Annotated in this window: 32 protein-coding genes and 2 pseudogenes; all 34 read left to right on the forward strand. The window is 64.0% G+C overall.

Features of this window, described 5'->3' with window-relative positions:
- Positions 1-26 precede the first annotated feature (26 nt).
- The gene (gene tuf, locus IPG14_RS18435) at positions 27-1,226 is read left to right on the forward strand and encodes an elongation factor Tu (protein ID WP_343385500.1); all 1,200 of its coding nucleotides are present in this window, start codon (positions 27-29) and stop codon (positions 1,224-1,226) included.
- A 28-nt stretch (positions 1,227-1,254) separates the two neighbouring features.
- Positions 1,255-1,563: a 30S ribosomal protein S10 gene (rpsJ, locus tag IPG14_RS18440; protein WP_343385499.1), complete on the forward strand. Its 309-nt coding sequence runs from the start codon at positions 1,255-1,257 to the stop codon at positions 1,561-1,563.
- A 2-nt stretch (positions 1,564-1,565) separates the two neighbouring features.
- Positions 1,566-2,195 (forward strand): 50S ribosomal protein L3, encoded by a 630-nt coding sequence (rplC, locus tag IPG14_RS18445; protein WP_343385498.1) that lies wholly within the window; start codon positions 1,566-1,568, stop codon positions 2,193-2,195.
- On the forward strand, positions 2,192-2,860 hold the full coding sequence (gene rplD / locus IPG14_RS18450) for a 50S ribosomal protein L4 (RefSeq protein WP_343385497.1): 669 nt from the start codon (positions 2,192-2,194) through the stop codon (positions 2,858-2,860). Before rplC ends, rplD begins: the two co-directional genes overlap by 4 nt.
- Positions 2,860-3,156, forward strand: coding sequence for a 50S ribosomal protein L23 (rplW, locus tag IPG14_RS18455; protein WP_343385496.1), 297 nt, complete (start codon positions 2,860-2,862; stop codon positions 3,154-3,156). Before rplD ends, rplW begins: the two co-directional genes overlap by 1 nt.
- A gap of 3 nt (positions 3,157-3,159) precedes the next feature.
- Positions 3,160-3,987: a 50S ribosomal protein L2 gene (gene rplB / locus IPG14_RS18460; RefSeq protein ID WP_343385495.1), complete on the forward strand. Its 828-nt coding sequence runs from the start codon at positions 3,160-3,162 to the stop codon at positions 3,985-3,987.
- 12 nt (positions 3,988-3,999) lie between these two features.
- The gene (rpsS, locus tag IPG14_RS18465) at positions 4,000-4,287 is read left to right on the forward strand and encodes a 30S ribosomal protein S19 (RefSeq protein ID WP_343385494.1); all 288 of its coding nucleotides are present in this window, start codon (positions 4,000-4,002) and stop codon (positions 4,285-4,287) included.
- Positions 4,288-4,290: 3 nt separating this feature from the next.
- Positions 4,291-4,629 carry a 50S ribosomal protein L22 gene (gene rplV, locus IPG14_RS18470; protein ID WP_343385493.1) on the forward strand — a complete coding sequence of 113 codons (339 nt, stop codon included), beginning with the start codon at positions 4,291-4,293 and terminating at the stop codon, positions 4,627-4,629.
- On the forward strand, positions 4,630-5,412 hold the full coding sequence (gene rpsC, locus IPG14_RS18475) for a 30S ribosomal protein S3 (protein WP_343385492.1): 783 nt from the start codon (positions 4,630-4,632) through the stop codon (positions 5,410-5,412).
- Positions 5,412-5,831, forward strand: coding sequence for a 50S ribosomal protein L16 (gene rplP / locus IPG14_RS18480; RefSeq protein ID WP_343385491.1), 420 nt, complete (start codon positions 5,412-5,414; stop codon positions 5,829-5,831). Before rpsC ends, rplP begins: the two co-directional genes overlap by 1 nt.
- Positions 5,831-6,049 (forward strand): 50S ribosomal protein L29, encoded by a 219-nt coding sequence (rpmC, locus tag IPG14_RS18485; protein WP_343385490.1) that lies wholly within the window; start codon positions 5,831-5,833, stop codon positions 6,047-6,049. Before rplP ends, rpmC begins: the two co-directional genes overlap by 1 nt.
- Before the next feature lie 2 nt (positions 6,050-6,051).
- Positions 6,052-6,291 (forward strand): annotated as a pseudogene (gene rpsQ / locus IPG14_RS18490) (30S ribosomal protein S17); the annotation flags it as partial.
- A gap of 86 nt (positions 6,292-6,377) precedes the next feature.
- Positions 6,378-6,749, forward strand: coding sequence for a 50S ribosomal protein L14 (gene rplN, locus IPG14_RS18495; RefSeq protein ID WP_343385489.1), 372 nt, complete (start codon positions 6,378-6,380; stop codon positions 6,747-6,749).
- Positions 6,749-7,066: a 50S ribosomal protein L24 gene (rplX, locus tag IPG14_RS18500; protein WP_343385488.1), complete on the forward strand. Its 318-nt coding sequence runs from the start codon at positions 6,749-6,751 to the stop codon at positions 7,064-7,066. Before rplN ends, rplX begins: the two co-directional genes overlap by 1 nt.
- Positions 7,066-7,611: a 50S ribosomal protein L5 gene (gene rplE, locus IPG14_RS18505; protein WP_343385487.1), complete on the forward strand. Its 546-nt coding sequence runs from the start codon at positions 7,066-7,068 to the stop codon at positions 7,609-7,611. The genes rplX and rplE overlap by 1 nt, the downstream gene beginning before the upstream one ends.
- Before the next feature lie 10 nt (positions 7,612-7,621).
- Positions 7,622-7,927 carry a 30S ribosomal protein S14 gene (gene rpsN, locus IPG14_RS18510; protein ID WP_343385486.1) on the forward strand — a complete coding sequence of 102 codons (306 nt, stop codon included), beginning with the start codon at positions 7,622-7,624 and terminating at the stop codon, positions 7,925-7,927.
- 33 nt (positions 7,928-7,960) lie between these two features.
- A complete protein-coding gene (gene rpsH / locus IPG14_RS18515; RefSeq protein ID WP_343385485.1) occupies positions 7,961-8,365 on the forward strand; it encodes a 30S ribosomal protein S8 in 405 nt (134 codons plus the stop codon).
- A gap of 11 nt (positions 8,366-8,376) precedes the next feature.
- Positions 8,377-8,922: a 50S ribosomal protein L6 gene (gene rplF, locus IPG14_RS18520; RefSeq protein WP_343385484.1), complete on the forward strand. Its 546-nt coding sequence runs from the start codon at positions 8,377-8,379 to the stop codon at positions 8,920-8,922.
- On the forward strand, positions 8,922-9,287 hold the full coding sequence (gene rplR, locus IPG14_RS18525; RefSeq protein ID WP_343385483.1) for a 50S ribosomal protein L18: 366 nt from the start codon (positions 8,922-8,924) through the stop codon (positions 9,285-9,287). The genes rplF and rplR overlap by 1 nt, the downstream gene beginning before the upstream one ends.
- Positions 9,288-9,833, forward strand: a complete 546-nt coding sequence (gene rpsE, locus IPG14_RS18530; protein WP_343385482.1) for a 30S ribosomal protein S5 — start codon at positions 9,288-9,290, stop codon at positions 9,831-9,833. It abuts the gene before it with no gap.
- Positions 9,834-10,022 (forward strand): 50S ribosomal protein L30, encoded by a 189-nt coding sequence (gene rpmD, locus IPG14_RS18535; RefSeq protein WP_343385481.1) that lies wholly within the window; start codon positions 9,834-9,836, stop codon positions 10,020-10,022.
- Positions 10,019-10,501, forward strand: a complete 483-nt coding sequence (gene rplO / locus IPG14_RS18540) for a 50S ribosomal protein L15 (RefSeq protein ID WP_343385480.1) — start codon at positions 10,019-10,021, stop codon at positions 10,499-10,501. Before rpmD ends, rplO begins: the two co-directional genes overlap by 4 nt.
- 2 nt (positions 10,502-10,503) lie before the next feature.
- Positions 10,504-11,838, forward strand: a complete 1,335-nt coding sequence (gene secY / locus IPG14_RS18545; RefSeq protein WP_343385479.1) for a preprotein translocase subunit SecY — start codon at positions 10,504-10,506, stop codon at positions 11,836-11,838.
- A gap of 1 nt (position 11,839) precedes the next feature.
- On the forward strand, positions 11,840-12,478 hold the full coding sequence (locus tag IPG14_RS18550; protein WP_343388328.1) for an adenylate kinase: 639 nt from the start codon (positions 11,840-11,842) through the stop codon (positions 12,476-12,478).
- A 2-nt stretch (positions 12,479-12,480) separates the two neighbouring features.
- Positions 12,481-13,248, forward strand: coding sequence for a type I methionyl aminopeptidase (map, locus tag IPG14_RS18555; protein ID WP_343385477.1), 768 nt, complete (start codon positions 12,481-12,483; stop codon positions 13,246-13,248).
- A gap of 25 nt (positions 13,249-13,273) precedes the next feature.
- The gene (gene infA / locus IPG14_RS18560) at positions 13,274-13,492 is read left to right on the forward strand and encodes a translation initiation factor IF-1 (protein WP_343385476.1); all 219 of its coding nucleotides are present in this window, start codon (positions 13,274-13,276) and stop codon (positions 13,490-13,492) included.
- Positions 13,493-13,521: 29 nt separating this feature from the next.
- The gene (gene rpmJ, locus IPG14_RS18565) at positions 13,522-13,635 is read left to right on the forward strand and encodes a 50S ribosomal protein L36 (RefSeq protein ID WP_158067480.1); all 114 of its coding nucleotides are present in this window, start codon (positions 13,522-13,524) and stop codon (positions 13,633-13,635) included.
- A 4-nt stretch (positions 13,636-13,639) separates the two neighbouring features.
- Positions 13,640-14,020, forward strand: coding sequence for a 30S ribosomal protein S13 (gene rpsM, locus IPG14_RS18570; protein WP_343385475.1), 381 nt, complete (start codon positions 13,640-13,642; stop codon positions 14,018-14,020).
- Positions 14,021-14,036: 16 nt separating this feature from the next.
- Positions 14,037-14,447 (forward strand): 30S ribosomal protein S11, encoded by a 411-nt coding sequence (gene rpsK, locus IPG14_RS18575; protein WP_343385474.1) that lies wholly within the window; start codon positions 14,037-14,039, stop codon positions 14,445-14,447.
- Positions 14,448-14,462: 15 nt separating this feature from the next.
- A complete protein-coding gene (rpsD, locus tag IPG14_RS18580) occupies positions 14,463-15,092 on the forward strand; it encodes a 30S ribosomal protein S4 (protein WP_343385473.1) in 630 nt (209 codons plus the stop codon).
- 45 nt (positions 15,093-15,137) lie between these two features.
- Complete coding sequence (locus IPG14_RS18585; RefSeq protein WP_343385472.1) at positions 15,138-16,343, forward strand: DNA-directed RNA polymerase subunit alpha; 1,206 nt, start codon at positions 15,138-15,140, stop codon at positions 16,341-16,343.
- 4 nt (positions 16,344-16,347) lie between these two features.
- Entirely contained in the window at positions 16,348-16,950 is a 603-nt protein-coding gene (gene rplQ, locus IPG14_RS18590) for a 50S ribosomal protein L17 (RefSeq protein WP_343392785.1), read from the forward strand.
- A 6-nt stretch (positions 16,951-16,956) separates the two neighbouring features.
- Positions 16,957-17,715: a tRNA pseudouridine(38-40) synthase TruA gene (gene truA, locus IPG14_RS18595; protein ID WP_343392786.1), complete on the forward strand. Its 759-nt coding sequence runs from the start codon at positions 16,957-16,959 to the stop codon at positions 17,713-17,715.
- Positions 17,712-18,119: pseudogene (rplM, locus tag IPG14_RS18600) on the forward strand (50S ribosomal protein L13); the annotation flags it as partial. The gene truA and the pseudogene rplM, both read left to right, overlap by 4 nt.
- Positions 18,120-18,152: the final 33 nt, after the last annotated feature.

The following is an 18,152-nucleotide window of genomic DNA, read 5'->3' on the forward strand; positions in this document are numbered from 1 at the left end:
CTCCACACCAGGAAAGGAATCCATCAATGGCGAAGGCGAAATTTGAGAGGACGAAGCCGCACGTAAACGTCGGGACGATTGGTCACGTAGACCATGGGAAGACGACGTTGACGGCTGCGATCACGAAGGTGCTGGCCTTGAAGGGCGAAGCGGAGTTCCGGGCGTTCGACTCGATCGACAACGCTCCGGAAGAGCGAGCCCGGGGCATCACCATCGCCATTGCGCACGTGGAGTACGAGACGGACAAGCGCCACTACGCGCATGTCGACTGCCCGGGCCATGCGGACTACATCAAGAACATGATCACGGGAGCAGCCCAGATGGACGGCGGCATCCTGGTGGTGGCGGCGCCGGATGGGCCGATGCCGCAGACGCGCGAGCACATCCTCCTCGCCCGCCAGGTGGAAGTGCCGGCCCTCGTCGTCTTCCTGAACAAGGTAGACATGATGGAGGACGAAGAACTCCTCGAACTGGTGGAGCTCGAACTGCGCGAACTGCTCTCGAGCCAGGAGTTCCCGGGGGACGACATCCCGATCATCCGCGGTTCCGGGCTGAAGGCCCTGGAATCGGCTTCGACCGACCCGAACGCACCGGAATACGCGTGCATCTGGAACCTGATGAACGCGGTGGACGACTACATTCCGACACCGGAGCGGCCGCTCGACAAGCCGTTCCTGATGCCGGTTGAAGATGTCTTCGGGATCAAGGGCCGGGGCACGGTTGTGACCGGGCGGATCGAACGCGGCATCGTGAAGGTGGGCGAAGAGATCGAGATCATCGGCATCACCGAGACGCGCAAGACGACGGTGACCGGTGTCGAGATGTTCAAGAAGCTCCTCGATGAAGGCCAGGCGGGCGATAACGTCGGCTGCCTTCTGCGAGGCGTCGAGCGCGACGACGTGCAGCGCGGCCAGGTCCTGGCGAAGCCGGGGTCGATCAAACCGCACACCAAGGTCGAAGCACAGGTGTACGTCCTCTCCAAAGAAGAGGGCGGACGCCACACACCGTTCTTCAACGGCTACCGGCCGCAGTTCTACGTGCGCACCACCGATGTGACGGGCGCCATCGGACTGCCGGAAGGCGTTGAGATGGTGATGCCCGGCGACAACATCACCATGACCATCGAGCTGATTCAGCCGGTGGCTATCGAAGAAGGCCTCCGCTTCGCTATCCGCGAAGGCGGTCGCACCGTCGGCGCCGGCGTCGTCACCAAGATTCTCGCTTAGGCGATTCCGCGAACCGAGGGGAACGCACATGGCACGTCAGCAAATTCGGATAAAGCTCAAGGCGTACGACCATCGCCTCCTGGATCAGTCGGCTCGGCAGATTGTCGAAGCAGCCGAACGGACCGGCGCGGCCGTGGCCGGCCCTGTGCCGCTCCCGACCTCGATCGACAAGTTCACGGTGTTGAAGGGCCCGCACATCCACAAGGATGCCCGCGAGCAATTCGAAATCCGGACCCACAAGCGGCTCATCGACATCATGGAGCCGACTTCCAAGACGGTGGACACGCTCATGCGGCTTCAGCTGCCCAGCGGCGTCGACATCGAGATCAAGCTGTAGCCATGACGATTGAAGGAATCCTCGGCCGCAAGCTCGGCACCACGCAGGTGTTCGATGAGAAGGGACGCCTCCGCGGCGTCACTGCCGTCGAAGTCGGCCCCTGCTATGTGACCGACATCCGCACCCCCGAGAAGCACGGTTACTCTTCTGTGCAGATCGGCTTCCAGGACGACAAGCGCCTGAACAAGCCGGAAGCCGGACACCTGAAGGCCGCCGGCAACCTCAAGCTGCGCCACCTCGCCGAGTTCGCCTCGGACAGCGCCTACGCCCTTGGCGACAAGATCGGCGTCGAGCTCTTCGATACGGGCGAAAAAGTCGATGTAACCAGCAAGTCGAAGGGCCGTGGGTTCCAGGGCGGCGTCCGCCGCCACAACTTCAGCGGCGGGCCCAAGACCCATGGCCAGAGCGACCGCCATCGCGCTCCCGGCTCGATTGGCTCCGGCACCACCCCTGGTCGTGTCTACAAGGGCACCCGCATGGCGGGCCACATGGGCGATGTCCGCGTCACGGTGCGGAACCTCGAAGTCGTAGCCCGGAACGACGAGCGTGGCGTCATCTTCGTCGCCGGCTCCGTCCCCGGCGCGGTTGGCGCGCTCGTCCGAATTCGCAAGACGAAGAAGGTATCGAAATGAAGCTGAAAGTGTTCGATACCGCGGGCAAGGAGCTGCGCGAGATCGATGCCGCCGACGAGGTCTTCGGCATCGAACCGAACCGCTCGGTGTTGCATCAGGCCTACGTCGCCCAGATGGGCAACCGCCGGTCCGGCCAGGCCAGCACCAAGAGCCGCGGCGAAGTCGCAGGATCGACAGTCAAGATCCGGAAGCAGAAGGGCCTCGGCCGCTCTCGCCAGGGCTCGATCCGTGCCTCCCACCACGTTGGTGGTGGCGTCGCGTTCGGCCCGAAGCCGCACAGCTTCGCCAAGGACCTGCCGCGCACCATGCGCCGGCTGGCGATCCGCTCCGCACTCTCCAGTCACGCTGCCAGCGGCACGTTGCTGGTGATCGAAGGGCTCAGCACGCCCGATGCAAAGACTCGCTCGATGCAGAACCTGCTCAACGCCCTCGGCGTTGAACGCCGGGCGCTCGTCGTTACCGGCGCCCACGTGCCGGAAGTCACCCGGTCGGCGCGCAACATCGACATAGCAAAGGCGCTCCCCGCCCAGAACCTGAACGTTGTCGACTTGATTAACGCGCACCGCCTGGTGATGTCGGAAGACGCGATTCGCGCCTGCGAATCCCTCTGGGGCGGCGCCAACCTCAAGCCGCAGCGCGGCCGCGCGAAGGAGGCCGTCGTCTAATGCCGAAGGAAATTCATCCCTACGCCGTCCTCCTGCGGCCCATCATCACCGAGAAGACAACCGTCCTCACGGGCGCCGACAAGTACGTCTTCGAAGTCGACCTTCGCGCGAACAAGAACCAGATCAAGGAAGCCGTCCAGGTCGCCTTCAACGTCCGCGTCGCAGAAGTCAACACCATGGTGATGAAGGGCAAGCCGAAGCGCTTCGGCCGCCGTGTCACGAACCGCCCCGATTGGAAGAAGGCCATTGTGACCCTCGTCTCGGGCGACAAAATCGAACTCTTCGAGGGGATTTAGGCAATGCCGATTAAGCAGTACAAGCCAACATCCCCCGGTCGCCGCAACGCGAGTTCGCAGACGTTCAGCGAGATCACAAAGAAGCGGCCCGAAAAAGCCCTCACCGAATCGCTCAAGGGCAAATCGGGCGGCCGCAACAACCAGGGCCGCATCACCGTCCGTCACCGCGGTGGCGGCGCCCGCCGTCTCTACCGCATCATCGACTGGAAGCGGAACAAGCCGGGCGTGCCGGCCAAGGTCGTCGCCATCGAATACGACCCGAACCGCACGGCGCGCATCGCTCTCCTCCAGTACCGGGATGGCGAGAAGCGCTACATCCTCGCTCCCAACGGCCTCGCCGTCGGTGCGGTGATTAGCAGCGGTCCCCAGGCCGAGGTCCGCGTGGGCAACTCGCTCCCGCTGGCCAACATGCCGACGGGCACGCAGGTCCACAACATCGAACTCACGCCCGGCCGCGGCGGCCAGATGGTCCGCAGCGCCGGTGTGAGTGCCCAGCTGATGGCGAAGGAAGGCGATTACGCACTCCTCCGCCTGCCGAGCGGCGAAATGCGGCGCGTCCGCATCGAATGCGTCGCGACCATCGGCCAGGTCAGCAACGTCGAGCATTCGCTCGTGAAACTCGGCAAGGCCGGGCGTTCGCGCCACCGTGGCCGCAGGCCCGAGGTGCGCGGCGCCGTCATGAACCCTCGCGACCATCCCCACGGCGGTGGCGAAGGCCGCGCCCCGGTTGGTATGCCGGGACCGAAAACACCCTGGGGCAAGCCGACTCTCGGCTACCGCACCCGGAACAACAAGCGCACGGACAAGCTCATTGTCCGCCGCCGGACCTAGGAGGAGTAGGACATGTCACGTTCTACCAAGAAGGGCCCCTTCATCCATCCTTCCCTCGAAAAGAAGGTCTTGGCGATGCGCGGGGCGGCCAGCCGCTCGGTCATCAAGACCTGGTCTCGTGCTTCGACGATCCTGCCCGAGATGATCGGGCTGACGATCGCCGTCCACGATGGCCGCCGCCATGTGCCGGTGTTCGTCACCGAAAACATGGTCGGCCACAAGCTGGGTGAATTCGCGCTCACGCGGACTTTCCGCGGGCACGTCGCCAAGAGCGACCGCCAGAGCAAGGTGAGGCGCTAACCCATGGAAGTTCGAGCCAGCTGCCAGAACATGGGCGCCTCTCCGCGCAAAGTCCGCCTGATTCTTGATCGCCTGACCGGACTCTCGGTCGACCAGGCGCTCGCGCTTCTGCGGTACGTGCAGTCGCCGCACGCTCGCACCGTTTCAAAGGTGGTCCTTTCGGCCGCCTCCAACGCCGAGAACAACTTCGACCTCGATGTCGACAACATGTTCGTCAAGCGCGCGTTCGCCGATGACGGCCCGACTCAGAAGCGCTTCCGGCCGCGTTCGCGCGGCCGCGTTAGCCCCATCCTGAAACGGTCGAGCCACATCACGATCATCCTCGACGAGCGGGAGGCCTAAATGGGACAGAAAGTACATCCGCACGGCTTCCGCCTCGGCATCATCTACGACTGGGAGTCGAAGTGGTTCGCTGAGAAGGACTACACGACCCGTCTCCACCAGGACCTCAACCTCCGCGAGTTCATCCTCCATGAACTTCCGGATGCCTCGATTAGCCGGGTGGAAATCGACCGCAACGCGAACCTCGTGACGGTCACCATCCACACCGCCAAGCCGGGCATCGTCATCGGCCGCGGTGGTGCCAAGGTCGAAGACCTCCGCAATTCGCTGGAGCGCTTCACCGGCGGCCGCGTCCGCGTGAACATCCAGGAGATCCGGACGCCGGAACTCGACGCCTACCTGGTTGCGCGTTCCGTCGCCGACCAGCTCGAACGCCGGGTGGCATTCCGCCGGGCGATCAAGCAGTCGGTCCAGCGGACGATGCAACGCGGCGCCCAGGGTTGCCGCGTGGCCATTGCCGGCCGCCTCGGTGGTTCTGAAATGTCCCGGCGCGAGGACGAGACGCAGGGCCGCGTGCCCCGCCACACGCTCCGCGCCGATATCGACTACGGACTCGCCGAAGCACACACCACCTTCGGCCGGATCGGAGTGAAGGTCTGGATCTACAAGGGCGAAATCCTCCCCCAGCGCGGCCTCCCGCGCATCGAAGAGGAAATGCCGGAACCAGTCGCTGCGGTGGTCGCCGCGCCTGCTGTTCGGCCCGAAGAAGCAGGCCCCGCCCATACCGCCATCTCCATGGAGCAGCAGGCTGCCGCCCGCGGCTCGGATGAGGGGGCCAGCTAATGCTTCAGCCTCGCCGCGTTAAGCACCGCAAGCAGCACCGCGGCCGCCGCCAGGGCGTCGCGGGCACGGGAAACTACATCGCATTCGGCGAATTCGGCCTCCAGGCCATGGGCGCCGCATGGATCGATTCCCGCCACATCGAGAGCGCCCGCCGCGCCATGACTCACGAAATGAAGCGCGGCGGCAAGGTCTGGATCCGGATTTTCCCCGACAAGCCCGTGACCGCGAAGCCGGCCGAGACCCGCATGGGTTCCGGCAAGGGCGCGCCTGATAAGTGGGTCGCCGTCGTCAAGCCGGACCGGATCATGTTCGAAATCGCCGGCGTGCCCGAGGCCGTCGCTCGCGAAGCCCTTCGCCTGGCTGCCCACAAGCTGCCTGTGCCAACCAAAATCGTCGTCCGAGAGGAGGCAGTTATCTAATGGCACGCCAGACCGCCGAAGACCTCCGCCGACTCGACGAATCGAAGCTGGACCACGAGATCAATGAGGCCTACCGCGCCTTGTTCACCCTCCGCTTCCAGCACGCCAGCCGCCAGCTCCAGAACTACCGTGAGCTGCGCAACGCCAAGCGCAAGATCGCGCGCCTTCGCACCCTCAAGCGCGAACGCCAGATCGAAGCCATCCTGGGTGAGGAGTAGCCATGGGAACCCAACGTGTCATCCAGGGCACCGTCGTTAGCGACAAAATGCAGAAGACGGTCGTGGTTTCGGTGGAGCGCAAGAAGAAGCACCGCCTTTATCACAAGGTCGTCACCGTGACCGAGCGTTACAAGGCTCACGACGACCAGGACAGCTGCAAGCTCGGCGACCTTGTCCGCATCCAGGAATGCCGCCCGATGTCCAAGGACAAGCGCTGGCGCGTCATCGAAGTCCTCACCCGCGGCGATGTTGCCGATGTGGCGCCCGAAACCATCGGACGGGACTTCGAAAAGGAAACCCAGGTAGCTCCCAAGGCGGAGGTGCAGGGGTGATTCAACAGGAAAGCCGGCTGAAGGTGGCCGACAACTCCGGCGCGCGCTCGCTGCTTTGCATCCGCGTGCTCGGAGGCAGCCGCCGCCGTTATGCACGCCCCGGCGACATCATCGTCGCCAGCGTGAAGGTGGCCCAGCCGAACTCGAACGTGAAGAAGGGTGACGTGGTCAAGGCCGTCGTCGTCCGCGTCACCAAGGAGTACGGCCGTCCCGATGGTTCGTACATCCGCTTCGATGAGAACGCCGCCGTCCTCCTCGCCAGCGACGGCGAAAACCCGCGCGGCACGCGCATCTTCGGGCCGGTCGCCCGCGAACTTCGCGACCGGAACTTCATGAAGATCGTCTCGCTCGCCCCGGAGGTGCTCTAGTGCCTGCGAAGATCAAGCGTGGTGACAAAGTCGTCGTGCTCGCCGGCAAGGACCGCGGCAAGCAAGGCACCGTGCGCGCCGTCATCAACAAGGACAACCGTGTCCTGGTTGAAGGCGTGAACATCATCAAGCGCCACCAGCGCGCCCGCCAACAGGGCCAGGCTTCGCAGATCATCGAACGCGAAGCCCCAATTCACATGAGCAACGTGATGCTGATCGACCCCAACAACAACCAGCCCACGCGCGTCGCCTTCCGCCGCCGCGAGGATGGTTCGATGGTGCGCGTCGGCAAGCGCAGCGGAGAGGACATCGAGTAATGCCGCCGCGAATGAAGGAGTTCTACCAATCCGACGTTGCCGGCTCGCTCAAGGAGCAGTTCGCCTATGGCAACGTGATGCAGATCCCCCGCATCACGAAGATCAACGTCAACATCGGCCTCGGCGAGGCCCTGACGGATGCGAACGCGCTCGATAAAGCCGCCGACGAGATTACCGCGATCACCGGCCAGAAGCCGGTCATCACCCGCGCGAAACGCTCCATCGCGAACTTCCGCCTGCGCGAAGGCAACCCCATCGGCGTTGCCGCCACCCTGCGGGGCGATCGCATGTGGGAGTTCCTGGATCGCCTCGTTAGTGCCGCCCTGCCCCGCATCCGGGACTTCCAGGGGCTGAATCCGAACGCATTCGACGGCCGCGGCAACTACAGCCTCGGCCTCCGCGAACAGCTCATCTTTCCCGAGATCGAATACGACCGTGTCGATAAGGTCCGGGGACTCCAGGTCACCATCGTGACTACCGCCCGCACAGACGAAGAAGGCCGGAAGCTCCTGGAGCTGATGGGCCTGCCGTTCAGGAAGAACTGAGGAGGCGCTCATGGCATCCAAAGGCATCGTTGGCCGCGACCAGCGCCGGCGCGAACTTCATGCGAAGTACGCCGGAAAGCGCGCCGAACTGAAAGAACAACTCCGCAAGTCCTGGGATAACCCCCAGGAAGTCATGCGCCTCCAGGGCGAGCTCATGAAGCTCCCCCTCAACTCCAGCCCGACGCGGCTTCACAACCGCGACATGATCACCGGGCGGCCGAAAGCCTACATCCGCAGGTTCGGCCTTTCCCGCATCACCTTCCGGGAGCTTGCCCACAAGGGCTTCCTTCCCGGCGTCACCAAATCCAGCTGGTAAGTGCGCCAAGCAAACTGCTAGAGGGGAAGAGTTATGAGTCTAAGTGACCCAATCGCCGACATGCTGACGCGAATCCGGAACGCCTCTTCGGCGCGCCACGATTCCGTGCTGATGCCGGCCTCGAAGATCAAAATCGCGATTGCGAACGTCCTGAAAGAAGAAGGCTTCATCAAGGACTTCTCCGTCGCCAGCGAAGAAGGCAAGCCGCAGCCCAACTTGAAGGTTGATTTGAGCTACGGCGGCCGCAAGCAGCCCGTGCTTAATGGGCTCAAGCGTGTCAGCAAGCCTGGCCTTCGTGTCTATGTCCAGCGCCGCGAAATCCCTCGGGTTTACGGTGGCCTGGGTATGGCCATCCTTTCGACGCCCAAGGGCGTCATGTCGGGGCAGGAGGCCCGCCGCAACGAAGTTGGCGGCGAGGTCATCTGCTACGTGTGGTAGGGGAATAGACGATGTCGCGCATTGGCCGCCAACCCGTTCCTGTCCCCGCCGAAGTCACCGTCACCGTTGGCGAGGGCAACTTTGTCACCGTGAAGGGCCCGAAGGGCGAGCTCTTCCGCCAGTTCCCGCTGAGCATCACGCTCGGCCGGGACGAGGGCGTGATGAACGTTTCCAGGCCCAACGATGAAGGCAAGCAGCGATCGCTCCATGGGCTTTCGCGCACACTCCTCAGCAACATGGTCACCGGTGTCACCACCGGGTTCACCAAAGTCCTCGAAGTGCAGGGTGTCGGCTATCGCGCCCAGATGCAGGGCTCGAACCTGCAGCTTGCCCTGGGCTTCTCCCACCCCGTAGTGGTTACGCCCCCCGAGGGCATTTCGTTCACCGTCGAAGGCCCCCGCGTGAACGTGGAAGGCATCGACAAAGAGAAGGTCGGCCAGGTGGCCGCCAACATCCGCAAGCTGCGTCCACCCGAGCCGTACAAGGGCAAGGGCATCCGCTATTCCGGCGAGCGTGTCCGCCGCAAGGCTGGCAAAGCCGGGAAGGTAGGCAAGTAATGGCAAAGGCTACGTCTGTCCTCGCGCGTTCCCGCCGCCATGCCCGCGTCCGCAAGTCGGTCTCCGGCAACGACGTGCGCCCGCGCCTCAACGTATTCCGCAGTTCACAACACATTTACGCCCAGGTCATCGATGACCTGAAAGGCCACACCCTGGCCGCCGCCAGCGATGCCGACAAGGCACTCGTTGGCGACCTCAAGGGCAAGACCAAGAGCGAACGCGCGGCCATCGTCGGTAAGACCATCGCCGAACGGGCGAAGGCCAATGGCGTTTCACTCGTCGTCTTCGACCGTGGCGGCTACAAGTACCACGGCCGCGTTCAGGCTCTCGCCGAAGCCGCTCGCGAAGCTGGATTGGGGTTCTAAATGGGAAGCAACCGTTCTGACCGTGGTGACCGCGGGCCCCGCGACAGCCGCGACCGTGACCGCGATGGCGGCGATGAGCTGACCGAAAAGGTCATCTACATCAACCGCGTCGCCAAAGTCGTCAAGGGTGGCCGCCGCTTCAGCTTCAGCGCCCTCGTCGTCGTCGGAGACGGCAACGGCAGCGTCGGAGTCGGCCTCGGTAAGGCCAACGAGGTGCCCGAGGCGATCCGCAAGGGTTCCACCCAGGCGCGCCGCGGCATGATCAAGATCCCCATGAAGGGCGGCACTATCGCCCACCCCGTCTGGAACCGCTTCTCCGCCGCCAAGGTCATGATGAAGCCCGCCAGCCACGGTACCGGCGTCATTGCCGGCGGTGCTGTCCGCGCAATCATGGAAGCCGCCGGTGTCACCGATGTGCTCGCCAAGACCTTCGGCAGCCGCAACCCCGTGAACGTCTCTCGTGCCACCATCGAAGGACTCTCGTCGTTGCAGGACCCGACCGGCGCGCGTGCTCGCCGCCTGGCTATCGCCCGGGGTGAAAGCTAGATGGCCACCATCACTGTCACCTGGTGCAAGAGCGCCATTGGTTACAACAAGGACCAGAAGGACACGATTCGCCGGCTCGGCCTGCGCCGTCTCCACCAGTCCGTGGAACTCGAAGACACGCCCGCGCACCGCGGCATGGTGCACAAGGTCCAGCACCTCGTCGATCTCCAGGAAGGTAGCCCGAAATGACCATCGGCGCCCATGAACTCCGCCCCGACAAGGGCGCGACCCACTCCAAGAAGCGCATCGGCCGCGGCAACGCCACCGGCCAGGGCACCTACGCAGGCAAAGGCCTCAAGGGTCAAAAGTCGCGCTCCGGCAAGCGACTCCCTTACGACGCGTTCGAAGGCGGCCAGTTCCCTACGTCCCGGAAGTTCCACGTCCTTCGCGGGTTCAACAACAAGTGGCGTGTCCCCTTCCAGCCGGTCAACGTGGCCGCCCTCGACCGCTTCGATGCGGGCTCGAGTGTGACCCCGGAGTCCCTGCGCGAAGCCGGCATCCTCAAGCACCTGCGCGAGCCGGTGAAGGTCCTCGGCAACGGCGACCTCGCCACGAAGCTCACCGTCAGTGCCCACCGTTTCAGTGAAACGGCGAAGGCCAAAATCGAAGCCGCTGGCGGCACGTGCATCGTGCTTGCCGGCGAAGATGCAGAAGTGAAGGACAGCTGACGATGGCAGTTCAGCCGGCTCAGCGGCCGCGCCTCCTCCAGGCAATGGTCGACGCCTTCCGTCAGGAAGACGTCCGGCGGAAGCTTCTCTTCACGCTGGCGATGCTTGTTGTCTTCCGCTTCGTGGCCCATGTGCCGATCCCGAACGTGGACCGCGACGCCCTCGAAGCGGCATTCGAAGGCAACGCCCTGCTCGACTTCCTGAGCATCTTCTCCGGTGGCGCGCTCCAGAACCTGAGCGTCGCAGCCCTGGGCGTCTACCCCTATATCACCGCCTCGATCATCATCCAGATCCTCACGCCGTTGGTGCCGTCGTTCCGCGCGCTCTCGGAAGAGGGCGAACAGGGCCGCAGACGTCTGCAGCTCTACACGCACTGGATGGCCCCGATCATGGCGTTCGTCCAGGGGTATGGCCAGATCGTCTTCATCAACGGACAGAGCGGCGGCGATGTCGTCCAGGACTTCGGCATCATCAACCACCCGATCGGCACGCTTTCGACCCTCCTTACCCTGGCCGCGGGCACGATGTTCCTCGTCTGGCTCGGTGAGTTGATTACCGAAAACGGCATCGGCAACGGCGTCTCCGTCATCATCTTCGGCGGCATCGTCGCCCGACTCCCCGCCCTGATCCCGAGCCTCTCCACGCAGTCGATCATCGCGATCATCGGCTTCGCCGCATTCGCTCTCGGGCTCATATACCTCGTCGTCTTCTTCCAGGAAGCGCAGCGGCGGGTGCCGGTGCAATACGCCCGCTCGGCGTTCCGGGGTGGGCGTATGTATCGGCAACAGGGGCAGAGCCATATCCCTCTTCGGGTGAACATGGCCGGGATGATCCCCCTCATCTTCGCTTTCTCGATCATGATCCTTCCGCCAATCATCGCCTCGTATTTCACCAGCGCCGGCGGCTGGGTCGAAAGCGTCGCGGAGTTCTTCGTGAGGCAGTTCCAGGGAGGTCGCGGCGGTGGCGGCACCGGCTGGTACTGGGCCATCCTCTTCGCGATGGTGGTCGGCTTCACCTTCTTCTACACGATGGTGCAGTACCAGCAGCAGCAGATCGCGAAGAACCTCCAGCGCCAGGGCGCCTTCATCCCCGGCATCCGCCCCGGTGCACCCACCGAGGCCTACCTGCAGCGTGTCGTCACGCGCATTACCTGGGCCGGCGCCTTCTTCCTCGGGTTCGTCGCCATCCTGCCGTTCTTCATCGGTCTTCTCACCGATGTGCGGGCGCTCACCGTCTCCACCACGGGCTTCCTCATCGTCGTGGCGGTCGTCCTCGATACCATGAAGCAACTGGAAGCCCAGCTTCTGATGCGCAACTACGAAGGATTCATTCGCTAACGTGTACATCGTTCTGCTTGGCCCCCCCGGTGCCGGAAAAGGCACGCAGGCGCAGCGCATCGCCGCCGCCACTCAGCTTCTGCACATCTCCACGGGCGACATGTTTCGGGAGAACGTGAAGAACGAGACGGCGCTTGGCAAACTCGCCAACCAGTACATGGCGAAGGGCGAGCTCGTCCCGGATGAAGTCACCATCAAGATGCTGCTGGAACGCATTTCGCGGACCGATGCGAAGGCCGGCGCCATGTTCGACGGTTTCCCGCGCAACGTCGTCCAGGCCGAAGCCCTCGACGAGGCCCTGCGCGGTAACGGCGCAAAAGTCGATTTCGCCCTCCTCATCTCGGTCCGCGATGCGGAACTTATGGCCCGTCTCGGAGGCCGCTGGATCTGCCGCGCCTGTGGCAAGCTCTACCACGAGAAGAACGACCCGCCGAAGAAGCACGGAATCTGCGATGCCTGCGGCGGCGAGCTCTACCAGCGCGAAGACGACCGCCCTGAAGTGGTCGCCTCCCGCCTCGAAAAGCAAAAGCCCCCGGCGGCGCTCATCGAGCACTACCGCAAGGCGGGTACGCTCAAGGAAATCAACGGCGAGCAGCCGCTCGACGCCGTCACGTCGGCGCTCCTGGAGGCCATCCGCTAGGTATGGTCATCAAGCTCAAATCCGACGACGAGATTCTTGTCATGCGCGAGGCTGGCCGCATCGTGGCGAATACCCTCGCCCATCTCCGGGAGATGATCCGGCCCGGCCTCAACGTGATGGAGATTGAGAAGTTCGTCCGGGAGGAATACAAGCGCGTTGGCGCCAAGGAAACCTTCCTCAACTACGCGCCCGGGGGCAAAGTGCCCTATCCTTCAAATATCTGCGTCAGCATCAACGATGAATTGGTGCACGGCATTCCCAGGAACCGCATCCTCCAGGAAGGCGATATCGTCAGCCTGGACCTGGGTGCGACGTACAACGGCTACGTCGGCGATTCGGCGATTACCGTGCCCGTGGGCAAGGTGAACCCGATCGCCGAGCAACTCATCGAGGTGACCGAAGCCAGCCTCTGGGCGGGCATCAAGGCCGCAAGGCCGGGCGCCCACCTCAATGACGTCCGTGGCGCCATCGAGGACACGATTCGCAAGAGCGGATTCTCGATCGTCAAGGGCTACGGTGGACATGGCGTGGGGCGTGATATGCACGAAGAGCCCCATGTCGAGAACTTCCGCCAGCGATTCAAGGGGCCGAAGCTCCAGCCCGGGCTCGTCCTGGCACTGGAACCGATGGTCAACGTTGGTGGGCCAGATGTGTTCGAAGGGCCGGATGGCTGGACTGTTAGCACGAAAGACGGTAGCTTATGCTGTCATTTCGAGCATACTATAGCCATCCGGGCGGGAGGTGAGGCCGAAGTCCTCACGCTCCCGTAATTCCATCTCCGCGAAACGAGGGTATATGGCCAAAAAGGAAGCGATTGAAGTGGAAGGAAAAGTGACTGAGCCGCTGCCGAACAATATGTTCAAAGTGCAACTGGCCGATGGTCACGAAGTGCTCGCCCACCTGGGTGGAGACATCCGCATCCAGTTCGTGAAATTGCTTCCCGGCGACCGAGTCCTCGTAGAGCTCTCGCCCTACGACCTTTCTCGCGGGCGTATTACCTACCGATTCAAGTAGGCCGGCCCTGCCGCCATCAAAGGAAAACGATGAAAGTTCGAGCATCCGTCAAGCCACGCTGCGACAAGTGCAAGGTCATCCGCCGGCACGGTCGCGTGATGGTGATTTGCGAAAATCCGAAGCACAAGCAGCGGCAGGGGTAAGGCCATGGCACGTATCTCCGGCGTCGATATTCCCAACGATAAGCGAATCGAAGTCGCCCTCACCTATATCTATGGGGTTGGGCCGACGCGCGCGAAGGCGATCCTCGGTGAAACCGGGATCAACCCCGATACGCGCGCCCGTGAACTGACGGACGAAGACGTCCTGAAGATCCGCGAATACATCGACAAGCACTACACCGTCGAAGGTGACCTCCGCCGCGAAGTTCGCCAGAACATCGCCCGGCTCGTCGAGATCAACTGCTACCGCGGCCAGCGCCACCGCCGGAACCTCCCGGTCCACGGGCAGCGGACGCGCACCAACGCGCGCCAGAAGCGCGGCGCCCGCAAGACGGTAGCCGGCAAGAAGCGCGCAGGAAAGAAGTAGGAGAGGGAGCCCACCAATGGCAGATGCAAAACGTGGAGCCGCCGACAAAACGCGCCGCCTGAAGCGGCGCGAGCGGAAGTCCGTCCCTCGCGGCCGGGCCTACATCAAGAGCACGTTCAACAACACGCTAGTCACGCTCACCGACCCCAACGGGAACGTGATTGCCTGGGCCAGCTCCGGCGGCTCCGGCTTCAAGGGCTCCCGCAAGGGCACACCCTTCGCCGCCCAGCTCGCGGGCGAAAACGCCGCCCGCCGCGCCATGGAACACGGCCTCCAATCCGTCGAGGTCTATGTCCGCGGCGCCGGCAGCGGCCGCGAAGCCGCCATCCGCTCGCTCCAGGCGAGCGGCCTCACCGTGACCGCGATCCGCGATGTCACGCCGATCCCCCACAACGGTTGCCGCCCGCCCAAGCGGCGCCGGGTATAGGAGCGCTTCCAGCCAATGGCACGTTACACCGGCCCCGTCTGCCGTCTTTGCCGCCGTCACGGCGAAAAGCTCTTCCTCAAGGGTGATCGCTGCTTCACGCCCAAGTGCAGCTTTGACCGCCGCCCGAACCCGCCAGGACCGCGCCCGGCCCGCCGCCGCAAGGTCTCGGACCGCGGCCTCCAGCTGCGCGAAAAGCAGCGCGCCCGCGTCGCCTATGGCGTGCTCGAGAAGCAGTTCGTGCGCTACTACAAGGAAGCTATCCGCGGAACCGGAGTCTCGGGCGAAAACCTCGTCCGCCTCCTCGAAACCCGCCTCGATAACATCATCTACCGGATCGGCTTCGCCGATTCCCGAAACCAGGCTCGCCAGATCGTCCGCCACGGCCTCATCGCCGTGAACGGCCGCAAGCTCGATGTCCCTTCGGCCCACCTGAAGGAAGGCGATACCGTCGCCTTCACGCCTCGCGGCATCCGCAGCGAGTACTACAAGATCGTCCAGGAGACGATGAAGTCCAAGAACCCGCCGACCTGGCTCGCGCTCGATGTTGCGAACCTTTCCGGCCGGGTTTCCGGCCCTCCAGTCGTCGCCCACGGCGAAACGCACCAGTTCAACGAAAACGTCATCATCGAGTACTACTCGCGCTAACCCCGCGCCCAGTACCTGCGAGAGTAGAGGACTACAAGGACAATGATGGATTCCCTCGAGTTGATCGGCCAGGCGACTGAAAGCGTCGTCCCGCAGCTCACTGTCGACGAAGAGACGGAGAAATTTGCCCGTCTCATCGCCGAGCCCCTCGAATCGGGCTACGGCATTACTCTTGGCAACGCCCTTCGCCGCGTCCTCCTCAGCTCGCTCGAAGGCGCCGCCATCACCTCCGTCCGCGTCGAACAGGTGCAGCACGAGTTCTCAACCATCCTCGGCCTCCAGGAGGACACCACCGAGTTCCTCCTAAACGCCAAGGAAATCCGCATTCGCGCCCTGAGCAACCGCTCCGGGACGCTTGCGCTCGATATCGAAGGTCCCTGCAAGGTGACCGCCGGCGACCTCCAGGTGCCTGCTGATTTCGAGATCGTGAACCCCGAACTGCATCTCGCAACGATCGATGTCCCGAAAGCGCGACTCAACGTCGAGTTCCACGCCGAACTCGGCAAGGGCTACGTGCCCGCCGGTTCGGTCGAAGGCCTGCCCATCGGCGTCATCCCCGTCGATGCCATCTTCACCCCGGTCCGCAAGGTGAACTACCGCGTCGAGAAGACGCGCGTCGGCCAGTCCACCAACTATGACCGGCTGATCCTCGAAGTCTGGACCGATGGCACCATCGGCCCGATCGACGCCGTTGGCCAGAGCGCCGACATCCTGATGGACCAGTTCGCGCTCTTCAGCCAGATGGGCCGCCCAGACGTGTCGATGCACTATGGCGGACCGGTTTCCGTTGGCACGCCTTCTACCAGTGGCTTGCTCATGGCGCCCGACCGCTACAACACGCCAATCGAAGACCTCGCCCTCTCCGTGCGCGCCTACAACTGCCTCAAGCGCAGCGGGCTCATGACCGTCGGCCAGGTCCTCGAGAAGTCCGAGGACGAACTTCTCGCCCTCCGCAATTTCGGACGGAAGTCCTACGACGAACTCCGCGATCGCCTGATCGAGCTTGGATATGTCGATGGTACCGCCGAAGGCCTTGTCCCCATCGTCGACTCGCCTGTTGCGAAGGCGCCCACCGGCCGCCCGGGCGGACCCATGGGCCGTCCCATCGTCCGGACGGGCCGCGCGAGTTCCGTGATCATGGATGAGGATGAAGAAGAAGAAAACCTGAGCGCCCTCGGTAAGGCGTTGAAGGAAGCACTCCTGAAAGACGGGAGCGCCGACGATCTTATCGGCGCCGACGACGAGGACTAGCCCAATGCGACACCGCGTAGCCGGCCGCCACCTTGGCCGCGACACAGCCCACCGCCTCTCGCTCTACCGCAACCTGGTCACCGACCTGTTGAAGTACGAGCGCATTACCACCACCGAGGCGAAGGCGAAGGAAATCCGCCCGATGGCCGAGCGCATCATCACGCTCGGGCGCCGCGGCGATCTCCACGCCCGCCGCCAGGCGATGAAGTTCGTCTTCGATCCTGGCGTCGTCAAGAAGGTCTTCGATGACCTCGGCCCACGCATGGCCAGCCGCCCCGGCGGCTACCTGCGCATCACCGGCCTCGAACCCCGCAAGGGTGATGGGGCGAAAATGGCCACGATCGAACTCGTCGATTTCGTCGATGCCCCGCCGACTCCGCGCCCCCAGCGTGTGACCGCCGCGCCGAGCGCCCCCGCCCGGCCCACCGCCGGCGCCGCCGCTGCCGCCGCGGTTGCCGCCGAAATCGAAGCCTCGGCTGTTGAAGCTGAGGCCGAGGTCGAAGTCCCCGAAACCGTCGCTGAAGTCGAAGCAGCAGCCGATGCGGTGGTGGAAGAAGCCACCAGCGAAGCCGCCGCCGAAGACAGCGAAGGCTCTTCGGAGGCATAGCCCTTCGTGTCCGCGACGCGTTTCGCGGCCACGGTCAGTTACGACGGTACAGCGTTCGCAGGGTCCCAGATCCAGCCGAACGTGCGGACCGTCCAGCAAGTGCTGGAAACCGCGGCAGGGGTGCTCTTCGGATCCCCCACCCGCGTTGAGTTGGCGGGACGCACGGATTCGGGCGTCCATGCCATCGGCCAGGTAGCCGCCTTCAGTGCCGAGACCCGGCACGCGGCGGAAACCGTCAGGAAGGCGCTCAACGCCAACCTGCCGGAAGATGTATCGGTCCGCGCAGTGTGCGCAGTGCCAGCGGGGTTTGACCCGCGGCGCTGGGCGCGCAAACGCTGGTACCGTTACACCATCGCCAATGGCGAAGCGCGCGAACCGCTCACGCGCCGCGGCGCCTGGTTCGTCGAGGGTAACCTCGATGTCCGGGCAATGCAGGCCGCGGCGCAAGCGCTGGCCGGGAAGAAGGACTTCAGTGCCTTCTCCGGGCCGCTCGAACCGGAACGCACCCCGGTGCGCACCGTGTTCACCGCGGGATGGCGCTGCGAAGGCAGCACCCTCCTGTTCGATATCGAGGCAGACGCGTTCCTGCCCCAGATGGTCCGCCGGATTACCGGCAGCCTCATCCGGGTCGGGCGCGGCGCCGAAACAGTGGAGGAAATCGTCCGCCTGCTCCAACAGGCAGAGCCAGGTTCGATGGCGTACGTCGCCCCGGCCCATGGCCTCTGTCTCCAGCGCGTGTGGTACGACGAGGGATATACGGTATGAACACGACAGTGCGAATGAAACAGTCCGAGGTCTACAAGGACTGGCATGTGATCGATGCGGCTGGCCGGCCGCTCGGGCGCGTTGCCACCGAGGTGGCCTCGCTCCTGAAGGGCAAACACAAGCCGACCTACGAACCCCACCTCGATGACGGCGACTTCGTCATCGTCGTGAATGCCTCGCAGGTTCGTGTCACCGGCAACAAGGCCAACCAGAAGACGTACTACCGCCACTCCGGTTATCCCGGTGGCCTCAAGTCACGCTCGTACACCCAGCAGTTCGAGAAGTTCCCGGAACGCGTTCTCGAACAGGCCATCTGGGGCATGCTCCCCAAGGGTCCGCTCGGGAAGCAGATGTTCAAGCACCTGAAGGTCTACAAGGGACTGAACCACCCGCACCAGTCGCAGCTGGCCGGCACGGTGAAGGCGCAAGAAGCGCGC

This window comes from Candidatus Amarobacter glycogenicus (genome assembly GCF_016704105.1).
Taxonomy (GTDB): Bacteria; Chloroflexota; Dehalococcoidia; order Tepidiformales; family Tepidiformaceae; genus Amarobacter; species Amarobacter glycogenicus.

Excerpts from the sequence above, each read along its gene's own strand:
- tuf (WP_343385500.1), top strand. The coding sequence starts at position 27 with ATGGCGAAGGCGAAATTTGAGAGGACGAAGCCGCACGTAAACGTCGGG.
- rpsJ (WP_343385499.1), top strand. The coding sequence starts at position 1,255 with ATGGCACGTCAGCAAATTCGGATAAAGCTCAAGGCGTACGACCATCGC.
- rplC (WP_343385498.1), top strand. The coding sequence starts at position 1,566 with ATGACGATTGAAGGAATCCTCGGCCGCAAGCTCGGCACCACGCAGGTG.
- rplD (WP_343385497.1), top strand. The coding sequence starts at position 2,192 with ATGAAGCTGAAAGTGTTCGATACCGCGGGCAAGGAGCTGCGCGAGATC.
- rplW (WP_343385496.1), top strand. The coding sequence starts at position 2,860 with ATGCCGAAGGAAATTCATCCCTACGCCGTCCTCCTGCGGCCCATCATC.
- rplB (WP_343385495.1), top strand. The coding sequence starts at position 3,160 with ATGCCGATTAAGCAGTACAAGCCAACATCCCCCGGTCGCCGCAACGCG.
- rpsS (WP_343385494.1), top strand. The coding sequence starts at position 4,000 with ATGTCACGTTCTACCAAGAAGGGCCCCTTCATCCATCCTTCCCTCGAA.
- rplV (WP_343385493.1), top strand. The coding sequence starts at position 4,291 with ATGGAAGTTCGAGCCAGCTGCCAGAACATGGGCGCCTCTCCGCGCAAA.
- rpsC (WP_343385492.1), top strand. The coding sequence starts at position 4,630 with ATGGGACAGAAAGTACATCCGCACGGCTTCCGCCTCGGCATCATCTAC.
- rplP (WP_343385491.1), top strand. The coding sequence starts at position 5,412 with ATGCTTCAGCCTCGCCGCGTTAAGCACCGCAAGCAGCACCGCGGCCGC.
- rpmC (WP_343385490.1), top strand. The coding sequence starts at position 5,831 with ATGGCACGCCAGACCGCCGAAGACCTCCGCCGACTCGACGAATCGAAG.
- rplE (WP_343385487.1), top strand. The coding sequence starts at position 7,066 with ATGCCGCCGCGAATGAAGGAGTTCTACCAATCCGACGTTGCCGGCTCG.
- rpsN (WP_343385486.1), top strand. The coding sequence starts at position 7,622 with ATGGCATCCAAAGGCATCGTTGGCCGCGACCAGCGCCGGCGCGAACTT.
- rpsH (WP_343385485.1), top strand. The coding sequence starts at position 7,961 with ATGAGTCTAAGTGACCCAATCGCCGACATGCTGACGCGAATCCGGAAC.
- rplF (WP_343385484.1), top strand. The coding sequence starts at position 8,377 with ATGTCGCGCATTGGCCGCCAACCCGTTCCTGTCCCCGCCGAAGTCACC.
- rplR (WP_343385483.1), top strand. The coding sequence starts at position 8,922 with ATGGCAAAGGCTACGTCTGTCCTCGCGCGTTCCCGCCGCCATGCCCGC.
- rpsE (WP_343385482.1), top strand. The coding sequence starts at position 9,288 with ATGGGAAGCAACCGTTCTGACCGTGGTGACCGCGGGCCCCGCGACAGC.
- rpmD (WP_343385481.1), top strand. The coding sequence starts at position 9,834 with ATGGCCACCATCACTGTCACCTGGTGCAAGAGCGCCATTGGTTACAAC.
- rplO (WP_343385480.1), top strand. The coding sequence starts at position 10,019 with ATGACCATCGGCGCCCATGAACTCCGCCCCGACAAGGGCGCGACCCAC.
- secY (WP_343385479.1), top strand. The coding sequence starts at position 10,504 with ATGGCAGTTCAGCCGGCTCAGCGGCCGCGCCTCCTCCAGGCAATGGTC.
- map (WP_343385477.1), top strand. The coding sequence starts at position 12,481 with ATGGTCATCAAGCTCAAATCCGACGACGAGATTCTTGTCATGCGCGAG.
- infA (WP_343385476.1), top strand. The coding sequence starts at position 13,274 with ATGGCCAAAAAGGAAGCGATTGAAGTGGAAGGAAAAGTGACTGAGCCG.
- rpmJ (WP_158067480.1), top strand. The coding sequence starts at position 13,522 with ATGAAAGTTCGAGCATCCGTCAAGCCACGCTGCGACAAGTGCAAGGTC.
- rpsM (WP_343385475.1), top strand. The coding sequence starts at position 13,640 with ATGGCACGTATCTCCGGCGTCGATATTCCCAACGATAAGCGAATCGAA.
- rpsK (WP_343385474.1), top strand. The coding sequence starts at position 14,037 with ATGGCAGATGCAAAACGTGGAGCCGCCGACAAAACGCGCCGCCTGAAG.
- rpsD (WP_343385473.1), top strand. The coding sequence starts at position 14,463 with ATGGCACGTTACACCGGCCCCGTCTGCCGTCTTTGCCGCCGTCACGGC.
- IPG14_RS18585 (WP_343385472.1), top strand. The coding sequence starts at position 15,138 with ATGGATTCCCTCGAGTTGATCGGCCAGGCGACTGAAAGCGTCGTCCCG.
- rplQ (WP_343392785.1), top strand. The coding sequence starts at position 16,348 with ATGCGACACCGCGTAGCCGGCCGCCACCTTGGCCGCGACACAGCCCAC.